Raw genomic sequence first — 23,484 nt, forward strand, 5'->3', positions numbered from 1 at the left:
TGCGTGAGAAGGCTGGGATGAGGGCCCGCGCGCACCGCGTTTAATTACCCCCCGCGCCCCAGCGGCACAATCATTGGCGTATGCGCCACCGGATCGTCCACAATCACGCAGCGCAAGCCATACACCTGCTCGATCAACGCGGGCGTCACGATTTCCGACGGCTTCCCTTCGGCGACAATCCTGCCGTCACGCATCGCAATCAAATGCGTGGCATAGCGACAAGCGTGATTAAGATCGTGCAGCACCACCACCAGCGTTCGCCCATGCTGTTGATTCAGCTCCTGCATCAATTCCAGCAGCTCAATTTGATGGGTGATATCCAGCCAGGTGGTCGGTTCATCCAGCAGCAGCAGCGGCGTTTCCTGCGCCAGCACCATGGCAATCCACACGCGCTGACGCTGACCGCCCGATAACGTATCCACCGACTGCTGGGCCAAATCGGCCACGCCGGTGGCGCGCATCGCGTTCTGCACCGCCGCTTCATCTTCCGCACGCCAGCGACCAAACAGCGCCTGATGCGGATAACGTCCGCGCGCCACCAGCTCGGTGACGCTGATGCCCGCCGGCGCGTTGGAACTTTGCGGCAGCAAACCCAAACGCCTCGCCACTTCTTTGGTGGGATAGCTGGCAATGGCCGCGCCATCCAGCAACACCTCACCTTTTAACGGCGTATGCAGGCGACTCAACGTGCGCAGCAGCGTCGATTTTCCGCAGGCGTTAGGGCCGATAATCACCGTCAGCTCACCTTGCGGAATCGTCACTGACAGATTCTCTGCCACCACCTTTTTGTCATAGCTCAGCGTTAGGCTATCGCCGCGCAGACGTGAAGGGATATCGGTCATTGGCGTCGCGCCTCCCGCACCAGTAAAGCGATCAGATAAAGTCCACCGAGAATGACGGTTATCACGCCAACCGGTAATTGATATGGCAGGAACAGATGCTGTGCGGCGAAGTCTGCGGCAATCAGCAATAGCGCGCCGCACAGCGCCGCCAGCGGCAAGGCACCTTTAACGCCGCCGCCAAGACGACGGGCAATCTGCGGCGCCAGCAGCGCGACAAACGAAATCGGCCCGACCAGCGCGGTTGACGCCGCCGTGAGCACCACGCCAATCAGCATCAGCCACATGCGGCTGCGCTCCACCGGCACGCCAAGCGCGCAGGCGGTATCGTCGCCCATCTCTAGCAAACGCATCCGCCGCGCCAGCAGCGCCATCAACAGTAACGCCAGCAGCAGTACCGCAATCACCGGCGGCGTTTTTGCCCAGGTAATGCCGTTGAGCGATCCGGCGCTCCACAAGCCCGCACTCAGCGCCGACTCCAGCGAGGCGCTGATAATCAGCCAGGAATTCAACGCCATCAGCAGCGCGCGCACGCTGATGCCGACGATAATCAGCCGGAAGGTCTCTACGCCGTTGCGCCAGGCAAACAGATAGACCAGCGCCGCCGTGGCGATGCCGCCAATCAACGCTGCGCCGGTCATCGCCGTGACGCTTTGATTAAACAGCACCAGCGCCACCAGCACGCCGCTGTAAGCGCCGGTGTTGAAACCGAGAATGTCCGGGCTGCCGAGCGGATTACGCAGCAGCGACTGGAAAATTGCGCCGCTGATGCCTAACGCCGCACCAATCAGCAGCGCCATTAGCACGCGCGGCAAGCGCCATTCCAGCACGATCAGTTTGACGTTGCTGGCGCCCTGCCCGAGCAGAATTTGCCAGATTTGATCACTGCTGATCTGCAATGCACCGCGCGTCATCGCCATATAAGCCAGCAGAGCGCAGGCGCACAGCAGCCAAAGCGTATGTAACCCGACACGACGCGTCATAGTGCACCCCGGCCCAATTTACGGCGCACCAGCGCAATCAGCATCGGCGCACCGAGCATCGCCGTGACGATGGAAACCCGCAGCTCGCCCGCCACCAGCAGGCGGCCAAGGATATCGGCGGCGAGCAGCAGAATCGGCGTGATCAGCGCGGTCGCAGGCAGCATCCAGCGGTGATCGTTGCCCACCAGCCAGCGGGCAAAGTGCGGCGTCATTAAACCGACAAAGGCAATCGGGCCCACCGCCGCGGTGGCTGCGCCGCACAGCAGCGCAATCGCCAACAGGCCAAGCAGTTGGGTGCGCGCCACCCGCGTGCCGAGCGCGGTCGCCATGTCGCCACCCATACTCAAACTGTTCAGCGCCTGCGATAGCGCAATGGCCACCACGCTGCCGATCAGCACCGCCGGGAACAGCGTGCGCAGCGTGGTGAAATTGCGAATATCCAGCGAGCCGCTGTGCCAGAAGCGCAGATGATCGTAGATGTCGGGATTGAGCAGCGACAGGCCAGAGGTTAATCCTTCCAGCACCGCGCCCAGCGCCACGCCGGCCAGCGTCAGACGCACCGGATTGACACGCCCGCCGCCAATCGCGCCGGTCATCGCCACCAGCACGGACGCCAGCAGCGCGCCGCCAAAGGCGAAGCCGAGCCAATCCACCGGCGAGTCAGCACCGAACAGCGCAATGCCAATTACCACCGCGAAACCTGCTCCGGCGTTGACGCCAAGAATGCCGGGATCGGCCAGCGGATTGCGCGTCAGGCTCTGCATCAACGCACCAGCGAGGCCGAGCGCCACGCCCGCCAGCAAACCGGCCAGCGTACGCGGCAGGCGCGCGTCACGCACAATGACGCACTCCGCGCTGTGACAGGAGGTGGTAAGCGAATGATAAACATCGGGAAGCGGTATTGATTTTGCCCCCAGCATTAAGCTGAGCGCGATGAGGAGCAAGAGCAGAATCCCTGAGCCTGCTAATGCACGAATCTGGCGCATAGCGTTCTAAACCTTCACTGTTCAACGTCGTTGCATGCGCGATGTAACTTGATAATGGTTATCGTTATTACTCGCGTTCAGCTATGTTACCATGACTCGCCTCGCGGACGATGAGGAAAATTGGTGCAATAAGGCGAACACATGAACAAATCTTCCCACTTTATCGATCTCTCGCTGCTGAAAACTCACCCGGCTTTTCGCGCGGTGTTTATCGCGCGTTTTATCTCGATTGTCGCGCTCGGCATGCTCGCTGTGGCGGTGCCGGTGCAGATTCAGCACATGACCCATTCACCGCTGCTGGTGGGCTTGGCGGTGACGCTGGCCGCTGCCGGCATGTTTATCGGCCTGCTCACCGGCGGCGTTTTGGCGGATCGCCATGAACGCAAAAAGCTGATTTTGTTTGCCCGATCCACCTGCGGCTTAGGTTTTATCGCGCTGGCGATTAACGCCGCGCTGCCAGAACCCTCTCTGATCGCGGTTTATCTGCTGGGTTTCTGGGATGGTTTTTTCGGCGCGATTGGCGTCACCGCGCTGCTGGCGGCGACGCCCGCGCTGGTCGGTAGGGAAAACATTATGCAGGCGGGCGCTATCACCATGTTGACGGTGCGCTTCGGCTCCATTTTATCGCCCGCGATTGCTGGTCTGGTGATTGCTCACGGCGGCGTGACGTGGAACTACGCACTCGCTGCCTTTGGCACCTTACTTACCGTGTTAACGCTGCTGAAATTGCCCACTTTGCCGCCGCCGCCACAACCGCGTGAACATCCGCTGAAATCCCTCGCCGCTGGCGTGCAGTTTCTTTTCGCCAGCCCGATTGTCGGCATGGTGGCGCTGATTGGCGCATTAGTCACGCTGGCCAGCGCGGTGCGCGTGCTCTATCCGTCGCTTGCGCCGCATTGGTCAGTGAGCGCTGACCAGCTTGGCCTGATGTATGCCGCCGTGCCGCTCGGCGCAGCTATCGGCGCGTTCACCAGCGGTAAACTGAAACACGCCGCGCGTCCCGGACAGCTGGTGCTCGGCAGTGCGATTGCAGCGTTTGTCGCGTTGGGTTTGTTTAGCCAGATGCCGAACCTGCCGCTGGCGTTAGCCTGTTTAGTCGCTTTCGGTTACTTCAGCGCCATCAACAGCCTGGTGCAGTACGCGATGATTCAGGCATTAACGCCAGATCATCTGTTAGGCCGCATCAACGGCTTGTGGACCGCGCAGAACGTGACCGGCGATGCGATTGGTGCGGCGGTGATTGGTGCGATGGGTTCATGGCTGCTGCCACCGCAGGCCGCCGCGGTATTTGGCTTTACGGCGGCGCTGCTCGGCATCGTGATGTGGTGGGTGATGGGCCGTTTACGTCGTTACCATCCGCCAGCACCGGAGCTGACGGAACAGGCATCATGATTTAACGAACAGCTTCTCCAGACGCGCCAGCAGATTGCTGGCGCTGTAGTAATCAAGACGGAAGGAATCGACGCCCAGCTCGTAAACCTGCTTGCCCTGCACCGCCGCGTTTTGTGCAAGGAACGGATTGTTCAACACCGATTGCGTGGTTTTATCGTCAGCGGCGAACAGCAGGAAGGTTTTACCGGTCAGGCCGCTGGCAACGTTTTCGCCCGACAGCTGAATGATGTCTTTGCGCTGTCCCATGCTGTGTCCCTGCTCAACCGTCGCCGGTGGCGTTGCCAGGGTGAAGCCAAGTTGTTCCAGCAGCTTGCCCTGCGCCGAAGCCGCGGTCCACACATTGACTGCGCGTCCGCCGCCGTTCCATACCATGGCGGAGACCGGCTGCGGTGGCAGCGTGATGGCTTTTTTCAGCGCCGCTTCACGATCGTCGAAAGCTTTAATGCGCTGCGCCGCCTGCGCTTCATGCCCGGTCGCCTGGCCTAACTGCGTGACGACATCCTGCCAGCTTTTGTCGTCGTAATTGACCACCAGCGTCGGTGCAATAGCCGAAAACTGTTCGGCGAGCTTGATGGCAGAATCGTTGCCGGTGGCGCTGACGATAATCAGATCCGGCGCTTGCGCGGCAACCGCTTCGGCATTCGGCTCACCGATGTACAGACGTTGAAGATGCTGCTTTTTGGCAACGTCGCTCCACTGGCGAAAGAAACCCTGATCGTCGGCCAGGCGACTGTTCGGCGCAGTCGCGCCGGAAGCAATCACCGGCGCATCAATGGCCAGCAGCGATCCGGTCAGCGTGACGCTGGTCGAGACAATGCGCTGCGGCGCGTGATTGAGCGTGATCGATCCGTTGGCACCCTGAACGGTGCGCGGCCAACCTTGTTCGGCATAAGCGACGCTGGTGAAAATCTGGAAAACACCTATAAGGGCTGCAATGCCCCAAAAACCGCATTTATTCATAAGTTTTGGTCCACTTTTTAGCATATTGCCCTGCTGAGCGTCAGCGCCTGATTACGGCTAAACGCAGCTGAAATCCCGCGAATGGATTGACACTTTTGCCCAATCGACGTAGGTTACAGGCCCATAATAAAAATGATAATCATTCTTAATAATCTTATCATTTATAGGTGAAAATTATGGTGGAATCTTCCACGTTTGAAAATGCCTGGCTGAAGGATTATTCCGCGCTAAGCCGTGGTTTCCTCTTTACCTCGCCGTGGCGTAGTTTGGCAACGCAAGGATGCTATACCACCGTTACCGCGCCGGTAGATGACGCCGCGTCGCTGGACGGTGATTTCCAACAACAGTTACGTCAGCATTTTGCCGCGGCGAAAAAACAGGGCATCGACAATCCGATTCTGGTCGGGGCGATCCCGTTTGACGTCAGCCAGCCCGCCGCGCTGTTTATTCCTGAATCCTATCAGACGTTTAATCGCGCTGACCTGCAAAACGCGTTGCCGGAAAACGTCAGCGATCTGCCGCAGGTGCGACGTCGCACCGCAGTGCCGGATCACGATGTGTTTACCACGATGGTGGCAGATGCGGTGGCGGCCACGCAGCGCGGCGATCTGGATAAAGTGGTGCTGTCGCGTCTGATGGATATCGTTAGCGAACAGCCGGTTGATACCGCAGCGCTGATGCAGCGCGTGATTGCGCAGAACCCCAACAGCTACCATTTCCATCTGCCGCTGCCGCAAGGCGGTGCGCTGATTGGTGCCAGTCCGGAGCTGATGCTGCGCAAACAGGGGCGCGATTTTAGCTCTTGTCCGCTGGCGGGCTCAGCGCGGCGCAATCACGACGATGCCCAGCAGGATCGTGCCGCTGGCGATACGCTGATGGATTCCGGCAAAGATCGTCATGAGCACAAACTGGTGACCGACGCGATGCGCGACACCTTGCAGCCGCGCAGCCGTTTGCTGTCGGTGCCGACCATTCCGTCGCTGATTACCACCGCCACGCTGTGGCATCTCGCCACGCAAATCGACGGCGAAGTGCAGGATGAGCGCGAAAATGCGCTGTCGCTGGCCTGCCTGCTGCACCCGACGCCTGCGTTGAGCGGTTTCCCCCATCAGCGCGCGCAGCAGCTTATTCAGCAGCTGGAACCTTTTGATCGCCAACTATTTGGCGGCATCGTCGGCTGGTGCGATAGCCAGGGCAATGGCGAATGGGTGGTCACCATCCGCTGCGGCACCGTGCATGGCACGCGGGTGCGCCTGTTTGCCGGCGCGGGCATCGTGGCCGACTCACAACCCGAATCAGAATGGCGTGAAACCGGCGTGAAGCTGGACACCATGTTGCGCGCCTTTGGACTGCAATAAAGGAAAGAACATGAGCATTCCCTATACTCGCTGGCCGGACGACCTGGCTGCGCGCTATCGCGAAAAAGGTTACTGGCTGGATGTGCCTATGACCGACATTCTGGCGCGTCATCAGCATAATGATGCCATCGCGGTGATTGATGGCGATCGCCAGATCAGCTATCGCGAAATGGACGTGCTGAGCAGCAACCTGGCCGCCGCGCTGCAGCGCCGTGGCCTGCAAAATGGCGATACTGCGCTGGTGCAGCTTGGCAACGTGGCCGATTTTTATGTCACGGTATTTGCGCTGTTTAAGCTCGGCGTAGCGTCAGTATTTGCGCTGTTCAGCCATCAGCGCACCGAACTAAGCGCCTATGCGGCGCAGATCGAACCTAAACTGCTGATTGCCGATCGCACTCACACGCTGTTTGCTGATGATAGCTTTATCAACGCGCTGTGCGCCGCGCAGCCTTCGCTGCAGCAGGTGATTCTGCGTAATGACAACCAGCCGGAAAATACGCTGGAAGCGCTGATGGCGGAAGCCGCGGGTGATTACCTCGCCACACCAACCGCCGCTGATGAAGTGGCGTTTTTCCAGCTCTCCGGCGGCAGCACCGGCACGCCGAAGCTGATTCCGCGCACCCACAACGACTATTACTACAGCATTCGCGCCAGTGATGAGATTTGTCAGGTGACCGCCGATACGCGTTATCTCATCGCCCTGCCCGCGCCGCATAACTTTGCCATGAGCTCCCCGGGTTCGCTCGGTGTGTTTTATGCCGGTGGTCAGGTAATTCTGGCTGCCGATCCCAGCGCCACGCTCTGCTTCCCGCTGATTGAGAAGCATCAGGTCACCGATACCGGTTTGGTGCCGCCGGCGGTGAGTTTGTGGCTACAGGCGATTCAGGAATGGGGCAGCAATAAACAGCTGGCTTCGCTGCAACGCATTCAGGTGGGCGGCGCCAAGCTGGGCGAAACCCTTGCGGCACGTATTCAGCGTGAAATTGGCTGTCAGCTGCAGCAGGTTTTCGGCATGGCCGAAGGTCTGGTGAACTACACGCGCTTTGGCGACGATGAGAACATCATTCTCACCACGCAAGGCCGCCCGATCTCTGAAGATGACGAAGTGTGGGTCGCTGACGAGCACGGCAACGCGCTGCCAACCGGCACCATCGGTCGCCTGATGACGCGCGGCCCCTACACCTTCCGTGGCTATTACAAGAGCCCGGAACATAACGCCGCCAGCTTCGACGCCAACGGGTTTTACTGTTCGGGCGATCTGATTGAGATCGACGCGCAGGGCTACATCACCGTGCAAGGGCGCGAAAAGGATCAGATCAATCGCGGTGGCGAGAAGATCGCCGCGGAAGAGATCGAAAATCTGCTGCAACGCCATCCGGATGTGATCCACGCCGCGCTGGTGTCGATGAACGACGAATTGATGGGTGAAAAGAGCTGCGCCTTTATCGTTGCTAGCCAACCGATCAAAGCGGTGGCGTTGCGTCGTCACCTGCGAGAACTGGGTGTGGCCGAGTTCAAATTACCTGACCGTATTACCTGCGTCGATGCTCTGCCGCTGACGCCTGTCGGCAAGGTGGATAAAAAACGTTTACGTCAACAGCTTGCCGACCAACAAGCGCAAGCCTGACCTGTTCCGGAGATTGTAATGGCTATTCCAAAACTGAACGCTTACGCGCTACCCGCAGCAACTGAACTGCCAACCAATAAAGTGAAGTGGGCGCTTGAGCCTCAGCGTGCCGCGCTGCTGATTCACGATATGCAGGCTTACTTCCTTAATTTCTGGGGCGAAAACAGCCCGCTGGTTAATCAGGTGGTGGAAAACATCGCTCGTCTGCGTGCTTACTGCAAAGCGCAGGGCATACCGGTGTTCTATACCGCTCAGCCGAACGAACAGAGCGATGCCGATCGCGCACTCCTCAACGACATGTGGGGACCGGGCCTGAACAAACATCCGGATCAGCAGAAGATCGTTGATGCGCTGGCGCCGGATCAGGACGATCAGGTACTGACCAAATGGCGATACAGCGCCTTCGTGCGCTCACCGCTGGAATCGATCCTGCAGGAGATGGGCCGCGATCAGTTGATCATCACCGGCGTGTACGCGCATATCGGTTGCCTGACCACCGCGACTGACGCCTTTATGCGTAATATCCAGCCGTTTATGGTGGCGGATGCGCTGGCCGACTTCACGCGCGAAGAGCACATGATGGCGCTGACTTACACCGCAGGTCGCAGCGGTAAAGTAGTGATGACCGCCGACCTGATGCCGCTGCCGTTGAGCAAAGACGATCTGCGTGCGCTGATTCTGCCGCTGCTGGAAGATGACGATGTGCCTGCAGATGACGAGAACCTGATCGATTACGGTCTGGATTCAGTACGCGTGATGGCGCTGGCGGCGCGCTGGCGTCAGGTGCACAGCGACATCGATTTCGTCAGTCTGGCAAAAAATCCGACCATCGATGGCTGGTGGGCGCTGTTATCAAGGGTGCCAGCTAAATGAGTGCAACTTTCGATTTCAGTGGAAAAATCGTCTGGGTAACCGGCGCAGGCAAAGGGATTGGTTACCACACCGCGCTGAGCTTCCATCAGGCGGGCGCGCAGGTTGTCGGCTTCGATCTGCGTTTCGATCAGGCCGACTATCCTTTCGCCACGCAGGTGCTGGATGTGGCGAACGCCGCCGAGGTGAAAGCGGTTTGTCAGCGTTTGCTGGCAGATCAGCCACGTCTCGATGTGCTGGTGAACGGTGCCGGCATCCTGCGTATTGGCAGCACCGATGAACTGTCGTTCGACGATTGGCAGGCGTGTCTGGCGGTGAATGCCGGCGGCGCGTTCAACCTGTTCCAGCAAACCTTGCCGGTGTTTCGCCAGCAGCGTGCGGGTGCGATTGTGACTATCGCCTCTAATGCGGCACATGCGCCGCGCCTTGGTATGTCCGCTTATGGCGCTTCCAAAGCGGCGTTGCGCAGCTTGTGTCTGACCGTGGGTTTAGAGATGGCGCCTTACGGCGTGCGCTGCAATATCGTTTCTCCGGGTTCCACCGATACCGATATGCAACGCAGTCTGTGGCATACGCCAGAAGCCGAGCAGGAGATGATCAATGGTTTCCCGGAACAGTACAAACTGGGGATCCCGCTGCGTAAGATCGCTAAACCGCAGGAGATCGTCGCTAACGTGATGTTCCTCGCGTCGGATCTTGCCAGCCACGTGGTGCTGCAGGATATTGTGGTCGACGGTGGCGCAACGCTGGGATCCTAAGTTATGGCAATCTGGAAACGTTCGGTCGATGTTGAAACGTTGAATAAGATGGGTGAAAACTCGCTGGTGGCACACGTTGGCATTGTGTTTACCACCATCGGTGAAGATTATCTCGAAGCCACCATGCCGGTGGATGCCCGCACGCAGCAGCCGTTTGGCCTGCTGCACGGCGGCGCTTCTGTAGTGCTGGCGGAATCGATGGGATCGATCGCCGGTTATCTCAGCATCGAAGAAGGTAAAAGCGTGGTGGGGATTGAGGTGAGCGCCAGCCACCATCGTGCAGTAAGCAGCGGTGAAGTGCGCGGTATTTGCCGCCCGCTGCACCTTGGTGCGCGTAATCAAAGCTGGCAGATTGAGATTCGTAACGCCCGCAATCAGCTGTGCTGCACCTCGAGATTGACGGTGGCGGTGCTGGGTTAAGACATAAAAAAAGCGGCCTTCGGGCCGCTTTTTTGTACGATTAACGCTGGTAAATGATTTCGACGCCTTCGTCGTCCTCTTCGTCCCAGTCGTCATCCCAATCGTCGTCTTCTTCCACTTCCTGCGCCGTTTCCATGGCTTCACGGTGATAATCATCCCACATGAAGGCCACTTTCTCTGGCTCTTTAGTTTCTTCTTCGGCTTCTTTTGGATTTTCGATGATAAAGCTCATCACATCCCAGCAAAGATCTTTCACGCCATCATGGCTAGCCGCAGAGATTAGGTAATATTTTTCTTCCCAGCCTAATGCTTCCACTACCGCTTTGGCACGGCTTTCCGCTTCTTCGCGGCTCAGCAGGTCACATTTGTTGAATACTAACCAGCGCGGCTTCTGGAACAGTTTATCGCTGTATTTCTCCAGTTCGCCGAGAATGATGCGGGCATTTTCTACCGGATCAGATTCATCGATAGGGGCAAGATCGATCAGGTGCAACAGCACGCGGCAGCGCTCAAGGTGCTTCAGGAAGCGAATACCCAGACCTGCGCCATCCGCTGCGCCTTCAATCAGGCCCGGAATGTCGGCGACAACAAAGCTCTTTTCGTTGTCCATACGCACCACGCCAAGGCTTGGCACCAGCGTAGTGAACGGATAATCCGCAACTTTGGGTTTCGCTGCGGATACCGAGCGAATAAAGGTCGATTTACCGGCATTCGGCAGACCCAACATACCAACGTCAGCCAGCAGCATCAGTTCCAGTTGCAGGTCGCGCTTCTCGCCCGGTGTTCCCATGGTTTTTTGACGCGGGGAACGGTTAACTGAGGATTTAAAGCGCGTGTTACCAAGGCCATGCCAGCCGCCTTTCGCCACCATCAGCTTCTGCTCATGACGCGTCATGTCGCCCAGCGTTTCGCCGGTACCCTGGTCAATTACGCGGGTACCAACGGGCACTTTAACGATGATGTCTTTACCACGTTTACCGGTGCAATCACGGCTTTGGCCATTCTGGCCACGTTCGGCACGGAAAGACTTTTCAAAGCGATAATCGATCAGGGTGTTGAGGTTTTCATCCGCCAACAAATACACGTCGCCGCCGTCGCCGCCGTCGCCGCCATCCGGGCCGCCTCTTGGAATATATTTTTCACGGCGGAAGCTTACGCAACCATTGCCGCCATCACCCGCGACCGCAAGGATCGTCGCTTCATCTACAAACTTCATTTTATTTCTCCGTCACGCTGTCGTTCACGGCAGCTTGCAGGCCGCAAACGGGTCCGCCAGGGTCTTCTGCGCTGACCGACGGCGGATAATACAAGACTGGCAAAGCCAGGAGTACATAAATTGTACAACAACTGTGCTAAAGCGTAACTGTTATCCAGCAAGCTCAGTAGCAGAATGTAAAAAGCCCCGCAAAGCTGCGGGGCCTTTCATTCGTGTATTCAGACGTTAGACGTCTGCAGCACGACAACCTTACTCAGCAACGATGCTGATATATTTACGGTTGTTCGGGCCTTTAATCTCGAATTTTACTTTGCCGTCTGCGGTGGCAAACAGGGTGTGGTCACGACCACAACCTACGTTGCTACCTGCGTGGAATTTGGTGCCACGCTGACGAACGATGATGCTACCTGCCAGAACAGATTCGCCACCGAAACGTTTTACACCCAGACGTTTTGCGTTGGAGTCGCGACCGTTACGGGTCGAGCCACCAGCCTTCTTATGTGCCATTTGTCAGATCTCCTCTTACGCGCCGATCACAGTGATTTTCACATCTGTGAACCACTGACGGTGACCAGCTTGCTTACGGTAGTGTTTACGACGACGAAACTTAACGATTTTAATTTTCTCGCCACGACCGTGAGCAACAACTTCTGCCTTGATCACACCGCCTGAAACCAGTGGCGCGCCGATTTTCACGTCTTCGCCATTTGCGATCATCAGAACCTGGTCAAACTCAATGGTTTCACCGGTTGCGATGTCCAGCTTTTCCAGGCGAACGGTCTGACCTTCGCTTACTCGGTGTTGTTTACCACCACTTTGGAAAACCGCGTACATATAAAACTCCGCTTCTGCGCGTGCCTTTCTATTCATCAGGCGGCGCGATAAATATTCACAATAGGGCGCGAATTCTACGCAATACTCCAGCAGAAGACAAGAGCACTTTGCACTCTCTTGCAGAAAAAAAGCGCAAGGCGAATGCAAACGTTTCGCAACCCGATTTTTCAAGTACAATCAGTAACAGATTACCTGAACTCACGCTGTGTAAAGCGCTTACCATGCAAAAAACGAGTAAAGCTGAAAAGACGAATGAACTTAGAACAGATTAATGAATTAACCGCGCAGGACATGGCGGCCGTCAACCAGACCATCCTCGAGCAGCTGAATTCAGAAGTCTCACTGATTAACCAGTTGGGCTATTACATCATCAGCGGCGGGGGCAAACGCATCCGTCCGATGATCGCTGTGCTGTCGGCACGCGCGCTGAATTATCAGGGATCGTTGCACATCACTAATGCGGCGCTGATCGAATTTATCCATACGGCGACGCTGCTGCACGATGATGTGGTGGATGAATCCGATATGCGCCGTGGCAAAGCCACCGCTAACGCCGCGTTCGGTAATGCGGCAAGCGTGCTGGTGGGCGATTTTATCTATACGCGCTCATTCCAGATGATGACCAGCATGGGATCCTTAAAGATCCTTGCGCTGATGTCGGAAGCGGTCAACGTGATCGCCGAAGGAGAAGTGCTGCAGTTAATGAACTGCAACGATCCCGATATCACTGAAGAGAGCTACATGCGGGTGATCTACAGCAAAACCGCTCGCCTGTTCGAAGCTGCTTCGCAAGCGTCGGCGATTTTAGCTGAGGCGACGCCCGCGCAGGAAAAGGCGTTACAGGATTATGGTCGCTACCTTGGCACCGCTTTCCAGTTAATTGATGATTTGCTGGATTACAGCGCAGATGGTGAAACGCTGGGCAAAAATACCGGTGATGACCTGAGCGAAGGTAAACCGACGCTGCCATTGCTGCACGCGATGCACAACGGAACGCTTGAGCAGGCGCAGATGATCCGTAAAGCCATTGAAGAAGGTAACGGTCGTCATCTGCTGGAACCGGTGCTGGCTGCGATGCAACAGACTGGCTCGCTGGAGTGGACGCGCAAACGCGCTGAAGAAGAGGCAGATAAAGCCATCGCAGCCCTGCAGGTATTACCCGAAAGCCCGTGGCGCAGCGCCCTCGAAGCGCTGGCGCACATGTCAGTACAGCGCGATTTCTGATTACAACGGGGCCTTCTCTGGCCCCGTTTCCTTCCTCACTCTTCTCCCTTTTTACTTACATCTCTTGCATCGCTTTTGCGAAAAGCGACGCAGTTTCGTGCGCCAGCCAAACATTTACTGGAAAATTACGGGAAACATTTGCTATAAAAACGCGGGTTTTTTCCAGATATCTCTGCCACGGGAGCGCCTTTTTACAGCGGAGATGAAGTAATAACACGGACATGGAGAAGAGAGTTATGTACACAAGGAAAGCGGATTGGCACCCGGCAGATATCATTGCTGCATTACGTAAGAAAGGCACATCACTGGCAGCGCTGTCACGCGAATCAGGGCTCAGCTCCTCAACGCTGGCCAATGCGCTGTCGCGTCCCTGGCCCAAAGGTGAGTGGCTAATCGCCAATGCGATCAAGGTTCATCCGGCAGACATCTGGCCAAGCCGATATTACGATCCTGTTACCGGCCAGTTATTGGATCGCAAGAAGTGCATACGATCGCCGAAGGATCGTAAAAAGATCTGACTGTAATACCAATGAAAAAAACCAGCCGCGTTGCCGTGACTGGTTTTTTTGATCTACGAAGCAGAAATTATTCGCCGCTTACGCGCTCGATATTTGCACCCATCGCTTTCAACTTATCTTCGATGTGCTCGTAGCCACGGTCGATGTGATAGATACGATCCACTATCGTGGTGCCTTCCGCGATACAACCCGCCAGCACCAGACTCGCTGATGCACGCAGATCGGTGGCCATCACCTGCGCGCCCGACAAGGTTTCTACGCCATGACAAATCGCTGTATTGCTCTCAATTTCCGCGTGCGCGCCCATACGAATCAGCTCAGGGATATGCATAAAGCGGTTTTCGAAGATGGTTTCGGTAATCACACCGGTTCCTTCTGCCACCAGGTTCAACAGTGTGAACTGCGCCTGCATGTCAGTAGGGAAGCCAGGATGCGGCGCGGTACGGATATTCACCGCTTTTGGACGCTTACCGTGCATATCCAGGCTGATCCAATCTTCGCCCACTTCGATCTCTGCACCAGCCTCACGCAATTTAGACAGCACGGCATCCAGCGTATCTGGCTTCGTGTTGTGGCAAACAACTTTGCCCCGTGAAATGGCTGCTGCGACCAGGAATGTACCGGTTTCGATACGATCTGGCAGCACACGATAAACGCCGCCGCCCAGACGCTCAACACCTTCAATGGTGATTTTGTCTGTGCCCGCGCCGGTGATTTTCGCACCCAGCGTGTTGAGGAAGTTTGCCGTATCGACAATCTCCGGCTCACGCGCGGCGTTCTCAATGATGGTGATGCCGGTGGCCAGCGTGGCCGCGCTCATGATGGTAACGGTAGCGCCGACAGACACTTTATCCATCACGATATGCGCGCCCTTCAGACGGCCATTGACAGAAGCTTTAACGTAGCCCTCTTCCAGCTTAATTTCCGCACCCAGCTGTTCCAGGCCAGTAATGTGCAGATCGACCGGGCGTGCACCGATAGCGCAGCCGCCCGGCAGTGAAACCTGGCCCTGACCAAAACGCGCCACCAGCGGACCCAGCGCCCAAATCGAAGCACGCATGGTTTTCACTAAATCGTATGGCGCACTGAAAACATTAACTTCGCGAGCATCAACGTGGACCGAACCATTGCGCTCAACGCGCGCACCCAGCAGATTCAGCAGCTTCATGGTGGTATCGATATCACGCAGCTTCGGTACGTTCTGAATCTCTACCGGCTCTTCAGCCAGCAGCGCAGCAAACAGAATCGGCAACGCAGCATTCTTCGCCCCGGAAATGGTCACTTCACCACTTAAACGGGTGGGGCCTTGCACACGAAATTTGTCCATTAACACCGCTCTCAATTATCTATCAATAAAACAACCGGTGAGGCACTTAAAAACCGTTGAGTTTACGGTCGCGCGCCCACTCGACTGGGGTATAAGTTTTGATGGAAACCGCATGAATACGGTTATCCGCAATATATTCCATCAGCGGCGCGTACACAGCCTGCTGCTTCTTCACGCGGCTCAGTTCGCCGAACATTTCGCCCACCGCGATGACCTGAAAATGGCTGCCATCGTTGCTGAGTACGTGTACTTCTTCTAATGCCAGCGCCTGCATCAGCACGGCCTGAACTTCACTATTTTCCATCGCTCGTTACTTCGCTTAATAATAATAAGGCAGACATCTTAGAGGAAAGCGTCTGACTCTTAAATACGCAAAAGCCCCTGAAAAAATCAGGGGCTTAGCATCGACATCATTTGATCAGGCGATTTTTTCCGCAGAAACAATAATCTGCTGCAGGTTATACAGCGTGATCAGTGACTGGAGTTTATCGGAGATCCCAGAGAAAAGTGGTGCGCTGCCTTGAGCACGCGCAATTTCACGCAGATGCACCAACAGCGCTAAACCCGCTGAATCCACCCTTTCCAGCCCGGCGACATCAATGGTGGTAATATCCGCCACCGCAGTGTCACGTTCCTGCCACAAGGTCAGCAAAGTATCACGATCTAATTTGCCGCTTAAGGCCAGCGTGCTGGCAGTGCGCTGCCAGCTTAACGGTTCACTCATTATTGCTTTTTATCCAGGGTGATCGGCTGCGCGGCATAGGTTTTCAGCTGAGCCGTCAAGCCATCAATGCCTTTGGTGCGCAGCAGATCGCCCCACTCATTCTGTTTCGTGGTGATCATGCTGATGCCTTCGGCCACCATATCATACGCCTGCCAGTTGCCGGTTTGGCTGTTCTTACGCCACTGGAAATCGAGACGCACAGGCGGACGCCCATTAGGATCGATGATGGTGACGCGAATCGCCACGATATTGGCATCGCCAATCGGCTGCTCCGGCTGAATCTGGTAGGTTTGACCGTTGTACAGCGCCAGCGCCTGGCCGTAAGCCTGTGCCAGATAATCACCGAACGCGGCAAAGTAGGCATCACGTTGCGCTGGTGTCGCATCGCGATAATAGCGACCAAGAACCAACGCACCGGCATATTTTATCTGTACGTACGGCATCAGTTCCTGACGTACCACTTCGCGCAGATAGTTCGGATCCTGCTTAATCTTCGGCTGTTCGTTTTTCAGGCGGGTGAAGGTCTTTTCCGCCGCTTCGTTCATCAGCTTGTAAGGATTAGTTTGATCCGCTGCGGCGTTGGCTGCCAGCGGTGCGATTGCCAACAGGGCAATCATCAGTAAACGTTTAAACATCATGTTTTACCTCGTAGGTTATTCCGTTGTTGCAGGTGCTGCCGGTGCACTCTGCGCACCCTGTGATTTATCGTCAGATTTATTATCGCCGCTTTTATAGAGGAATTGACCGATCAGGTCTTCCAGCACCAGCGCCGACTTGGTGTCACGCAGCGTGCCGCCATCTTTCAGCATAGAAGAACCAAGCTCGGGATCGTCAAAACCTAAATTCAGCGCCAGGAACTGTTCACCGAGCAGGCCTTGAGTACGGATGGCTAATGAGCTGGTGTCGGGAATCTTATCAGCGTATTTATCGCTAATATCCATGGTCACACGCGGTGAGAGGGTTTTCTCATCCAGCGCAATATCTGACACCCGGCCAATTAACACGCCGCCAATTTTCACCGGAGAACTGACTTTCAGTCCGCCGATATTATCGAAGGTGGCATACATCTTCCACGTTGGTTCGGTGCCGATAGTTTTGAGATCGGCAACGCGCAGGCCGAGGAATAACAGCGCCAGCAGCGCAGCCAGCATGAAGACGCCAACCCAGATTTCGTTTTTCTTGCTTTGCATTGCATCAATTCCCAAACATCAGTGCTGTCAGCACAAAATCCAAACCGAGTACCGCCAGTGAAGCATGCACCACGGTACGCGTTGTCGCACGACTGATCCCTTCCGAGGTCGGGATGGCATCATAGCCATTAAAGAGCGCAATCCAGGTTACCGTGACGGCAAAGACTGCGCTTTTGATCATGCAGTTAACGACATCAGTGCGGAAATCTACCGCGTTCTGCATCGCCGACCAGAAGAAACCGGGATCGATCCCTTTCCAGCTCACGCCAACCAGCGCGCCACCGGCAATACCAACGGCGGTAAAGATCAACGCCAGCAACGGCATGCTGATAAATCCTGCCCAGAAGCGCGGTGAGACCACGCGTCGTAGCGGATCGACGGCCATCATCTCCATGCTGGAGAGCTGTTCGGTGGCTTTCATCAGCCCGATTTCAGCGGTTAACGCTGAACCCGCACGGCCTGCAAACAGCAACGCCGTGACGACCGGACCGAGCTCACGCAGCAGCGAGAGCGCCACCAGCATGCCAAGGCTGGTTTCCGCATTGTAAGTGGTGAGCACCAGATAGCCTTGCAGACCCAGCACCATGCCAATAAACAAGCCAGATACCACGATGATCAGTAACGATAACACGCCCACGCTATACAACTGTTTTACCAGCAGCGGCGCATGGCGACGAAACGCCGGCTTACCGACTAACGCATGAAATAACATGAGGCCTGCGCGGCCAAAAGCGGCACAGGTATTGATTCCCTGACGTCCAAATGACGCTAGCGCCTGTAACAACATCAGTTTACGTTCTCCCTGAGCGGGTCAAGTCGCTGAGATAATCGCCAGCGGCAAAGCGGAAAGGCACCGGACCATCCGCATGACCCTCGATAAACTGGCGCACACGCGGATCGGGATTTTCTCGCAGTTCCGGCGCGCTACCCTGAGCAATGATTTTTTGTCCGGCAACAATATAGGCATGATCGGCAATGCTCAAGACCTCAGGCACATCGTGTGAAACCACGATGCAGGTCAGGCCCAGGGCATGATTCAGTTCGTCAATTAACTTCACCAGCACGCCCATGGTAATTGGATCCTGGCCGACAAAAGGCTCATCGAGCATGATCAATTCGGGTTCCAGCGCGATAGCACGCGCCAGCGCCGCACGGCGGGCCATACCGCCAGAGAGTTCGGCAGGCATTAGTTTAGCGGCTCCGCGCAAACCCACCGCTTCCAGCTTCATCAATACGGTGCTGTGCAACAGTTCTGGCGGCAGCTGCGTATGTTCACGCAACGGCCAGGCAACGTTTTCATACACGTTGAGATCGGTAAACAGCGCGCCGGACTGAAACAGCATGCTCATTTTTTTACGCGCTTCGTACAATTTGGTGCGGGAAAGCGTCGGGATATTTTGATCGCGGAACCAAATCTCGCCTTTATCGGGCTGTAATTGCCCACCGATCAGACGCAATAATGTGGTTTTGCCAATTCCGGACGGGCCCATAATCGCGGTAACTTTACCGGCAGGAACCGTTAACGAGATGTCGTCGAAGATAGTACGATCTCCGCGCGTGAAACTGACGCCACGAACCTCAACCAGATTCGTTTGCTGCTGGATCATCTTTACCTCTTTATGCGGATCGGGCGCTATCAAAGCTGTGGATGGTAGCCTGGTAGCCTCGAATGCACGATAGTTTTACAGAAACTTACCCACTTAGTGTGGCGAAAACGGCCTTAAAATTTACTTTTGCCTCTCAGACAGTCAAAATCAGCGCCTGTTAGTGCGTGCAGAATGTTTTTACCCGTCGGACAAGGTTCGCCGACACCTCCATCCATCAAGGATTTTTAATGTTCGTAGCCTCTGCCTTGCTGTTTATCGGATTGATTTTACTGGTTTACGGTGCCGACCGTTTGGTATTTAGCGCCGCGATCCTCTGTCGATCCTTTGGCATCCCACCGCTGATCATTGGTATGACGGTGGTGAGCATTGGCACATCATTACCGGAATTGATCGTCTCGTTTTCGGCCGCACAGCATGGACAGATGGATTTAGCGGTTGGCACCGCGCTGGGCTCGAACATCACCAATATTCTATTAATTCTGGGCGGCGCGGCACTGCTCCACCCATTGACAGTACACTCCAATCTGATTCGGCGCGAATTGCCATTAATGCTGCTAGTCTCACTGCTCTGCGGCATCATGCTGTTTGATAACTATTTAAGTCGACTCGACGGCATCGCGTTACTGCTGATTGCATTGGGTTATCTGCTGGTGGTGATTCGCATTGCTCGCCGTGCTGAACGCGATAATAACGACACGCTAACCCGCGAACAGCTGGCGGAGCTGCCGCGCGATGAGGCCGGTAACACCGTGGCCTTTCTGTGGCTGGCGGTTGCACTGATTATTTTGCCGATGTCGACGCGTATGGTGATCGACAACGCTACCGTCTTTGCCGACTACTTTGGTGTGAGCGAACTGGTGATGGGCCTGACGCTGATCGCCGTCGGCACCAGTTTGCCCGAACTGGCCACCGTGGTGGCTGGCGCGCTGAAAGGTGAGGACGATATCGCGATCGGTAACCTGATCGGCGCCAATATTTTCAATCTGGCGATTGTTCTCGGCCTGCCGGCGCTGATTCATCCCGGCAGCGTTGATGCGCATGCCTTCGCACGTGATTACTGGGTGATGCTGGCAGTGAGCGTACTGTTCGCCCTGCTCTGCCTGCTGCGCAAACGCCGTATTGGTCGTATCGCAGGCACACTATTATTAGGTGGTTTTATCGCGTGGGTGCTGTGGCTATGGCTGAGCCCCATGCTTATCACAAGCTATTAAGGACGGACTGACCATGTCACATCAGCAACCGGATTTCGATTTTCAGCAAGCAGGCAAAGCGGTGCTGCGCATCGAACGCGAAGGGCTGGAGCAGCTTGATCAATATATCAATGATGATTTCGATCGCGCCTGCGCGATGATCTTTGCCTGTCGCGGCAAAGTGGTGGTGATGGGCATGGGCAAATCCGGGCATATCGGGAAAAAAATGGCCGCGACTTTTGCCAGCACCGGTACACCTTCGTTCTTTGTGCATCCCGGCGAAGCCAGCCACGGCGATCTCGGCATGGTCAGCACCAATGATGTGGTGATCGCGATTTCTAACAGCGGTGAATCCGGAGAAATCCTTGCGTTGGTGCCGGTGTTAAAGCGCCAGAAAGTGCAGCTGATTTGTATCACCGGCCGTCCTGAGAGCGCGATGGGCCGCGCTGCAGATGTGCATCTGTGCGTGAAAGTGCCGCAGGAAGCTTGTCCGCTCGGCCTGGCACCGACCACCAGCACCACCGCGACGTTAGTCATGGGCGATGCGCTGGCCGTGGCGTTATTGGAAGCGCGCGGATTTACCCAGGAAGATTTTGCGCTGTCGCATCCTGGCGGTGCGCTGGGCCGCAAACTGCTGCTGCACGTCAGCGATATCATGCACAGCGGCGATGAGATCCCGCACGTTAGCCGTGATGCGTCGATGCGTGATGCGCTGCTGGAAATTACCCGTAAGAATCTCGGTTTGACGGTGATCGTCGATGACCTAATGAAAATCGAAGGCATCTTTACCGATGGTGACTTGCGTCGCGTGTTCGATATGGGCATCGATTTCCAGAAAGCCACCATTCAGGAAGTGATGACCAGCGGCGGCATTCGCGTGCGCCCCAATATGCTGGCTGTTGACGCCCTTAATTTGATGCAAAACAAAAACATCACCGCCCTGCTGGTGGCCGATGACGATCGCCTGCTCGGTGTGGTACATATGCATGACATGCTGCGCGCTGGCGTGGTCTAACAGGAAGAAATAATGAGTGCTGAAACGGCGATGGTCGAGACTTGCTACGGTCCGGTAAGCGCGGACGTCATGGCGCGTGCTGCGAAGATTCGCCTGCTGATTTGTGACGTTGATGGCGTGATGTCCGATGGCGTCATTTATATGGGCAACAGCGGTGAAGAGCTGAAAGCTTTTAACGTGCGTGATGGTTATGGCGTGCGTTGCCTGCTGACCTCCGGCGTCGAAGTGGCTATTATTACCGGCCGCAAAGCAAAACTGCTGGAAGATCGCTGTAAGACGCTCGGCATTACGCATCTTTACCAGGGACAATCGGATAAGCTTTTGGCCTGGCGGGAACTCCTGGATAAACTGTCATTAACAGCCGATCAGGTCGCCTACATTGGCGATGACCTGATCGACTGGCCGGTAATGGCGCAGGCGGGTTTGAGCGTTGCCGTTGCTGATGCTCACCCGATTTTACTGCCGCGCGCGCATTATGTGACCCGCATTGCTGGTGGCCGCGGTGCGGTACGTGAGTTGTGCGATCTGATTTTGATGGCGCAGAACAAATTTGAGGATGCCAAAGGGCAATCAATATGAGTAAGAGCAGGCGTTGGATGACGCTGATTCTGGCCTTGATCGCCTTAGTGCTGATCGGCTGGAATCTCACCAACCAGGATGACGACAGAACGCCGGTGGCAACCAACGATCAAGCGCCAACCTACACCAGCGAGAAATCGAACACGGTGGTGTATAACCCCACAGGCGCGCTGGGCTATAAGCTGGTCTCCGATAAAGTGACCTACTTTGCTGCCGATGAGATAAGTTGGTTCGATAATCCGGTGATGACCACCTATGACGTAAATAAAGTGGCGACATGGTCGGTGCGCGCCGATAAGGCAAAGCTGACCAAAGAACGTATGCTTTATCTTTACGGCAACGTTGTTGTCAATTCTTTGACTCAGGATTCACAGCTTGAGCGCATCCTTACCGATAACGCTCAGGTTAATTTGGTCACCCAGGATGTGACATCTGACGATCAAGTCACCCTTTTTGGCCGCAGTTTTAATTCCACTGGCATGAAAATGCGCGGCAATTTACGGACGAAACATGCTGAGCTGCTTGAAAAGGTCAAAACTTCCTATGAAATTCAAAATGAACAAAAATAGCCTTAAGTTATTGCTGGTGAGTACGCTGCTGGCAACGAGCCTGCCTGCGCTGGCATTAACCGGCGACTCAGACAAACCGGTAAATATCGACTCCGTTAACCAGGCGCTGGATCTGCAGGGCAACGTCGCGACCTTTACCGGCAACGTAATTGTGACGCAGGGTTCCATCAAGATTACCGCCGATAAAGTGGTGGTCACTCGTCCGGGCGGCGATAGCAAAAAAACCATTGTTGATGCTTACGGCACGCCAGCCACCTTCTATCAGATGCAGGATAACGGCAAGCCGGTGCAAGGCCACGCCAGTAAACTGCACTATGAATTGGCGAACGATTTTGTTGAGCTGACCGGCAATGCCTTCATTCAGCAGCAGGACAGCAACATCAAAGGCGACCGCATCACTTACCTGGTGAAAGAGCAGAAGATGCAGGCGTTCAGCCAGGGCGACAGCAAGCGCGTGACTACCGTTCTGGTACCGTCGCAGCTGCAGGACAAAAACGGTTCGTCCGCGAGCCCTAAAAAGAGTAACTGATTGCTATGGCTACACTAATCGCTGAAAACCTGGCGAAAGCCTACAAAGGCCGCCGCGTGGTGGAAGATGTTAGCCTGCAGGTAAAATCCGGCGAGATTGTCGGCCTGCTGGGCCCAAACGGTGCCGGTAAAACCACCACCTTCTACATGGTGGTGGGCATTGTGCCGCGCGATGCCGGCCGCATCGTGATTGATGATGAAGACATCAGCATTTTGCCGCTGCATGCGCGCGCGCGTCGCGGCATCGGCTATCTGCCGCAGGAAGCCTCCATCTTCCGTCGCCTGAGCGTGTACGACAACCTGATGGCTGTGCTGCAGATCCGTGATGATTTAACCGAAGAACAGCGTCAGGATCGGGCCAACGAGCTGATGGAAGAGTTCCATATTGGCCATCTGCGCGACAGCATGGGCCAGGCGCTGTCGGGTGGTGAACGCCGTCGTGTGGAAATTGCCCGCGCGCTGGCGGCTAATCCGAAATTCATCCTGCTGGATGAGCCTTTTGCCGGTGTTGACCCGATCTCGGTTATCGACATCAAGAAAATCATCGAGCATTTGCGTGACAGCGGCCTTGGCGTGCTGATTACCGACCACAACGTGCGTGAAACCCTCGCGGTGTGTGAACGCGCTTATATCGTCAGCCAGGGACATTTAATTGCCCATGGCACGCCTGATGAAATTCTTGTAGATGAGCAAGTTAAGCGTGTTTATTTGGGCGAAGAGTTCAGACTCTGATAAGGTGTTGTAACACCCTACGTTTGCTTAGGAAATTC

Annotated in this window: 28 protein-coding genes; 14 read left to right on the forward strand and 14 right to left on the reverse strand. The window is 55.8% G+C overall.

Annotation, left to right across the window (positions count from 1 at the left end; all coding sequences use genetic code 11):
• Window positions 1–44 precede the first annotated feature (44 nt).
• The 3 genes from ACVLVH_RS13490 to fepD are packed head-to-tail and all read right to left on the reverse strand — an operon-like array spanning window position 45 to window position 2,808.
• On the reverse strand, window positions 45–842 hold the full coding sequence (locus ACVLVH_RS13490; protein WP_192412514.1) for an ATP-binding cassette domain-containing protein: 798 nt from the start codon (window positions 840–842) through the stop codon (window positions 45–47).
• On the reverse strand, window positions 839–1,822 hold the full coding sequence (fepG, locus tag ACVLVH_RS13495) for an iron-enterobactin ABC transporter permease (RefSeq protein WP_192412516.1): 984 nt from the start codon (window positions 1,820–1,822) through the stop codon (window positions 839–841). The genes ACVLVH_RS13490 and fepG overlap by 4 nt, the downstream gene beginning before the upstream one ends.
• Entirely contained in the window at window positions 1,819–2,808 is a 990-nt protein-coding gene (fepD, locus tag ACVLVH_RS13500; protein WP_192412518.1) for a Fe(3+)-siderophore ABC transporter permease, read from the reverse strand. Before fepD ends, fepG begins: the two co-directional genes overlap by 4 nt.
• A 141-nt stretch (window positions 2,809–2,949) precedes the next feature.
• Between fepD and entS the strand changes: the two genes are divergently transcribed.
• Window positions 2,950–4,200, forward strand: coding sequence for an enterobactin transporter EntS (entS, locus tag ACVLVH_RS13505; RefSeq protein ID WP_192412528.1), 1,251 nt, complete (start codon window positions 2,950–2,952; stop codon window positions 4,198–4,200).
• Here the strand turns inward: entS and fepB are convergent.
• On the reverse strand, window positions 4,195–5,160 hold the full coding sequence (gene fepB / locus ACVLVH_RS13510) for a Fe2+-enterobactin ABC transporter substrate-binding protein (RefSeq protein ID WP_192412530.1): 966 nt from the start codon (window positions 5,158–5,160) through the stop codon (window positions 4,195–4,197). The two genes, entS and fepB, sit on opposite strands and share 6 nt — an antisense overlap.
• Before the next feature lie 176 nt (window positions 5,161–5,336).
• Between fepB and ACVLVH_RS13515 the strand changes: the two genes are divergently transcribed.
• The 5 genes from ACVLVH_RS13515 to ACVLVH_RS13535 are packed head-to-tail and all read left to right on the forward strand — an operon-like array spanning window position 5,337 to window position 10,193.
• The gene (locus ACVLVH_RS13515) at window positions 5,337–6,518 is read left to right on the forward strand and encodes an isochorismate synthase (RefSeq protein ID WP_192412532.1); all 1,182 of its coding nucleotides are present in this window, start codon (window positions 5,337–5,339) and stop codon (window positions 6,516–6,518) included.
• 10 nt (window positions 6,519–6,528) lie between these two features.
• Window positions 6,529–8,145 carry a (2,3-dihydroxybenzoyl)adenylate synthase gene (locus tag ACVLVH_RS13520; RefSeq protein ID WP_192412535.1) on the forward strand — a complete coding sequence of 539 codons (1,617 nt, stop codon included), beginning with the start codon at window positions 6,529–6,531 and terminating at the stop codon, window positions 8,143–8,145.
• Between the two features lie 18 nt (window positions 8,146–8,163).
• Window positions 8,164–9,018 carry an isochorismatase gene (locus ACVLVH_RS13525; RefSeq protein ID WP_110868078.1) on the forward strand — a complete coding sequence of 285 codons (855 nt, stop codon included), beginning with the start codon at window positions 8,164–8,166 and terminating at the stop codon, window positions 9,016–9,018.
• On the forward strand, window positions 9,015–9,773 hold the full coding sequence (dhbA, locus tag ACVLVH_RS13530) for a 2,3-dihydro-2,3-dihydroxybenzoate dehydrogenase (RefSeq protein ID WP_192412537.1): 759 nt from the start codon (window positions 9,015–9,017) through the stop codon (window positions 9,771–9,773). Before ACVLVH_RS13525 ends, dhbA begins: the two co-directional genes overlap by 4 nt.
• A 3-nt stretch (window positions 9,774–9,776) precedes the next feature.
• Window positions 9,777–10,193: a hotdog fold thioesterase gene (locus tag ACVLVH_RS13535; RefSeq protein ID WP_137385048.1), complete on the forward strand. Its 417-nt coding sequence runs from the start codon at window positions 9,777–9,779 to the stop codon at window positions 10,191–10,193.
• A gap of 40 nt (window positions 10,194–10,233) precedes the next feature.
• Here the strand turns inward: ACVLVH_RS13535 and cgtA are convergent, their stop codons facing one another.
• The 3 genes from cgtA to rplU all read right to left on the reverse strand — a co-directional run bounded on the left by cgtA (window position 10,234) and on the right by rplU (window position 12,243).
• Window positions 10,234–11,409, reverse strand: a complete 1,176-nt coding sequence (gene cgtA / locus ACVLVH_RS13540) for an Obg family GTPase CgtA (RefSeq protein WP_101762271.1) — start codon at window positions 11,407–11,409, stop codon at window positions 10,234–10,236.
• A gap of 249 nt (window positions 11,410–11,658) precedes the next feature.
• Window positions 11,659–11,916, reverse strand: coding sequence for a 50S ribosomal protein L27 (gene rpmA / locus ACVLVH_RS13545; RefSeq protein WP_007886647.1), 258 nt, complete (start codon window positions 11,914–11,916; stop codon window positions 11,659–11,661).
• 15 nt (window positions 11,917–11,931) lie between these two features.
• On the reverse strand, window positions 11,932–12,243 hold the full coding sequence (gene rplU / locus ACVLVH_RS13550) for a 50S ribosomal protein L21 (protein ID WP_007886644.1): 312 nt from the start codon (window positions 12,241–12,243) through the stop codon (window positions 11,932–11,934).
• Window positions 12,244–12,495: 252 nt separating this feature from the next.
• On the opposite strand from rplU, the gene ispB reads away from it, so the two are divergent.
• Window positions 12,496–13,467, forward strand: coding sequence for an octaprenyl diphosphate synthase (ispB, locus tag ACVLVH_RS13555; protein ID WP_101762272.1), 972 nt, complete (start codon window positions 12,496–12,498; stop codon window positions 13,465–13,467).
• A gap of 236 nt (window positions 13,468–13,703) precedes the next feature.
• On the forward strand, window positions 13,704–13,985 hold the full coding sequence (locus ACVLVH_RS13560; protein WP_101762273.1) for a helix-turn-helix domain-containing protein: 282 nt from the start codon (window positions 13,704–13,706) through the stop codon (window positions 13,983–13,985).
• 67 nt (window positions 13,986–14,052) lie between these two features.
• Here the strand turns inward: ACVLVH_RS13560 and murA are convergent, their stop codons facing one another.
• From murA to mlaF, 7 genes are all read right to left on the reverse strand, one after another.
• The gene (gene murA / locus ACVLVH_RS13565; protein ID WP_110868080.1) at window positions 14,053–15,312 is read right to left on the reverse strand and encodes a UDP-N-acetylglucosamine 1-carboxyvinyltransferase; all 1,260 of its coding nucleotides are present in this window, start codon (window positions 15,310–15,312) and stop codon (window positions 14,053–14,055) included.
• 46 nt (window positions 15,313–15,358) lie between these two features.
• Complete coding sequence (gene ibaG, locus ACVLVH_RS13570; RefSeq protein WP_498949533.1) at window positions 15,359–15,616, reverse strand: BolA family iron metabolism protein IbaG; 258 nt, start codon at window positions 15,614–15,616, stop codon at window positions 15,359–15,361.
• A gap of 114 nt (window positions 15,617–15,730) precedes the next feature.
• Entirely contained in the window at window positions 15,731–16,036 is a 306-nt protein-coding gene (mlaB, locus tag ACVLVH_RS13575; RefSeq protein WP_101762275.1) for a lipid asymmetry maintenance protein MlaB, read from the reverse strand.
• Entirely contained in the window at window positions 16,036–16,671 is a 636-nt protein-coding gene (mlaC, locus tag ACVLVH_RS13580; RefSeq protein WP_101762276.1) for a phospholipid-binding protein MlaC, read from the reverse strand. The genes mlaB and mlaC overlap by 1 nt, the downstream gene beginning before the upstream one ends.
• Window positions 16,672–16,689: 18 nt before the next feature.
• Entirely contained in the window at window positions 16,690–17,226 is a 537-nt protein-coding gene (gene mlaD / locus ACVLVH_RS13585) for an outer membrane lipid asymmetry maintenance protein MlaD (protein ID WP_137385047.1), read from the reverse strand.
• Window positions 17,227–17,230: 4 nt separating this feature from the next.
• Complete coding sequence (mlaE, locus tag ACVLVH_RS13590) at window positions 17,231–18,013, reverse strand: lipid asymmetry maintenance ABC transporter permease subunit MlaE (protein ID WP_007886633.1); 783 nt, start codon at window positions 18,011–18,013, stop codon at window positions 17,231–17,233.
• 4 nt (window positions 18,014–18,017) lie between these two features.
• Complete coding sequence (gene mlaF / locus ACVLVH_RS13595) at window positions 18,018–18,833, reverse strand: phospholipid ABC transporter ATP-binding protein MlaF (protein WP_192412539.1); 816 nt, start codon at window positions 18,831–18,833, stop codon at window positions 18,018–18,020.
• Window positions 18,834–19,060: 227 nt separating this feature from the next.
• Here mlaF and ACVLVH_RS13600 point away from each other — a divergent pair, with 227 nt between their 5' ends.
• The 6 genes from ACVLVH_RS13600 to lptB are packed head-to-tail and all read left to right on the forward strand — an operon-like array spanning window position 19,061 to window position 23,446.
• Window positions 19,061–20,044, forward strand: a complete 984-nt coding sequence (locus ACVLVH_RS13600; protein ID WP_137385046.1) for a calcium/sodium antiporter — start codon at window positions 19,061–19,063, stop codon at window positions 20,042–20,044.
• A gap of 13 nt (window positions 20,045–20,057) precedes the next feature.
• On the forward strand, window positions 20,058–21,038 hold the full coding sequence (gene kdsD, locus ACVLVH_RS13605) for an arabinose-5-phosphate isomerase KdsD (protein ID WP_110868082.1): 981 nt from the start codon (window positions 20,058–20,060) through the stop codon (window positions 21,036–21,038).
• A 12-nt stretch (window positions 21,039–21,050) separates the two neighbouring features.
• Window positions 21,051–21,617 carry a 3-deoxy-manno-octulosonate-8-phosphatase KdsC gene (gene kdsC, locus ACVLVH_RS13610; RefSeq protein ID WP_101762280.1) on the forward strand — a complete coding sequence of 189 codons (567 nt, stop codon included), beginning with the start codon at window positions 21,051–21,053 and terminating at the stop codon, window positions 21,615–21,617.
• Complete coding sequence (gene lptC / locus ACVLVH_RS13615; protein ID WP_192412540.1) at window positions 21,614–22,186, forward strand: LPS export ABC transporter periplasmic protein LptC; 573 nt, start codon at window positions 21,614–21,616, stop codon at window positions 22,184–22,186. The genes kdsC and lptC overlap by 4 nt, the downstream gene beginning before the upstream one ends.
• Window positions 22,161–22,715, forward strand: coding sequence for a lipopolysaccharide ABC transporter substrate-binding protein LptA (gene lptA / locus ACVLVH_RS13620; RefSeq protein WP_036648348.1), 555 nt, complete (start codon window positions 22,161–22,163; stop codon window positions 22,713–22,715). Before lptC ends, lptA begins: the two co-directional genes overlap by 26 nt.
• Window positions 22,716–22,720: 5 nt before the next feature.
• Complete coding sequence (gene lptB / locus ACVLVH_RS13625) at window positions 22,721–23,446, forward strand: LPS export ABC transporter ATP-binding protein (RefSeq protein ID WP_008104371.1); 726 nt, start codon at window positions 22,721–22,723, stop codon at window positions 23,444–23,446.
• Window positions 23,447–23,484: the final 38 nt, after the last annotated feature.

Source organism: Kluyvera sp. 1366, assembly GCF_054823405.1.

Coding starts and splice junctions, on each gene's coding strand:
- murA (WP_110868080.1), bottom strand. CDS start 15,312: ATGGACAAATTTCGTGTGCAAGGCCCCACCCGTTTAAGTGGTGAAGTG.
- mlaD (WP_137385047.1), bottom strand. CDS start 17,226: ATGCAAAGCAAGAAAAACGAAATCTGGGTTGGCGTCTTCATGCTGGCT.
- ACVLVH_RS13525 (WP_110868078.1), top strand. CDS start 8,164: ATGGCTATTCCAAAACTGAACGCTTACGCGCTACCCGCAGCAACTGAA.
- ACVLVH_RS13560 (WP_101762273.1), top strand. CDS start 13,704: ATGTACACAAGGAAAGCGGATTGGCACCCGGCAGATATCATTGCTGCA.
- mlaC (WP_101762276.1), bottom strand. CDS start 16,671: ATGTTTAAACGTTTACTGATGATTGCCCTGTTGGCAATCGCACCGCTG.
- ACVLVH_RS13600 (WP_137385046.1), top strand. CDS start 19,061: ATGTTCGTAGCCTCTGCCTTGCTGTTTATCGGATTGATTTTACTGGTT.
- ACVLVH_RS13520 (WP_192412535.1), top strand. CDS start 6,529: ATGAGCATTCCCTATACTCGCTGGCCGGACGACCTGGCTGCGCGCTAT.
- lptC (WP_192412540.1), top strand. CDS start 21,614: ATGAGTAAGAGCAGGCGTTGGATGACGCTGATTCTGGCCTTGATCGCC.
- fepD (WP_192412518.1), bottom strand. CDS start 2,808: ATGCGCCAGATTCGTGCATTAGCAGGCTCAGGGATTCTGCTCTTGCTC.
- lptB (WP_008104371.1), top strand. CDS start 22,721: ATGGCTACACTAATCGCTGAAAACCTGGCGAAAGCCTACAAAGGCCGC.
- ACVLVH_RS13515 (WP_192412532.1), top strand. CDS start 5,337: ATGGTGGAATCTTCCACGTTTGAAAATGCCTGGCTGAAGGATTATTCC.
- kdsD (WP_110868082.1), top strand. CDS start 20,058: ATGTCACATCAGCAACCGGATTTCGATTTTCAGCAAGCAGGCAAAGCG.
- entS (WP_192412528.1), top strand. CDS start 2,950: ATGAACAAATCTTCCCACTTTATCGATCTCTCGCTGCTGAAAACTCAC.
- mlaE (WP_007886633.1), bottom strand. CDS start 18,013: ATGTTGTTACAGGCGCTAGCGTCATTTGGACGTCAGGGAATCAATACC.
- mlaF (WP_192412539.1), bottom strand. CDS start 18,833: ATGATCCAGCAGCAAACGAATCTGGTTGAGGTTCGTGGCGTCAGTTTC.
- ACVLVH_RS13490 (WP_192412514.1), bottom strand. CDS start 842: ATGACCGATATCCCTTCACGTCTGCGCGGCGATAGCCTAACGCTGAGC.
- fepG (WP_192412516.1), bottom strand. CDS start 1,822: ATGACGCGTCGTGTCGGGTTACATACGCTTTGGCTGCTGTGCGCCTGC.
- kdsC (WP_101762280.1), top strand. CDS start 21,051: ATGAGTGCTGAAACGGCGATGGTCGAGACTTGCTACGGTCCGGTAAGC.
- ACVLVH_RS13535 (WP_137385048.1), top strand. CDS start 9,777: ATGGCAATCTGGAAACGTTCGGTCGATGTTGAAACGTTGAATAAGATG.
- lptA (WP_036648348.1), top strand. CDS start 22,161: ATGAAATTCAAAATGAACAAAAATAGCCTTAAGTTATTGCTGGTGAGT.
- ibaG (WP_498949533.1), bottom strand. CDS start 15,616: ATGGAAAATAGTGAAGTTCAGGCCGTGCTGATGCAGGCGCTGGCATTA.
- rpmA (WP_007886647.1), bottom strand. CDS start 11,916: ATGGCACATAAGAAGGCTGGTGGCTCGACCCGTAACGGTCGCGACTCC.
- cgtA (WP_101762271.1), bottom strand. CDS start 11,409: ATGAAGTTTGTAGATGAAGCGACGATCCTTGCGGTCGCGGGTGATGGC.
- mlaB (WP_101762275.1), bottom strand. CDS start 16,036: ATGAGTGAACCGTTAAGCTGGCAGCGCACTGCCAGCACGCTGGCCTTA.
- rplU (WP_007886644.1), bottom strand. CDS start 12,243: ATGTACGCGGTTTTCCAAAGTGGTGGTAAACAACACCGAGTAAGCGAA.
- dhbA (WP_192412537.1), top strand. CDS start 9,015: ATGAGTGCAACTTTCGATTTCAGTGGAAAAATCGTCTGGGTAACCGGC.
- ispB (WP_101762272.1), top strand. CDS start 12,496: ATGAACTTAGAACAGATTAATGAATTAACCGCGCAGGACATGGCGGCC.
- fepB (WP_192412530.1), bottom strand. CDS start 5,160: ATGAATAAATGCGGTTTTTGGGGCATTGCAGCCCTTATAGGTGTTTTC.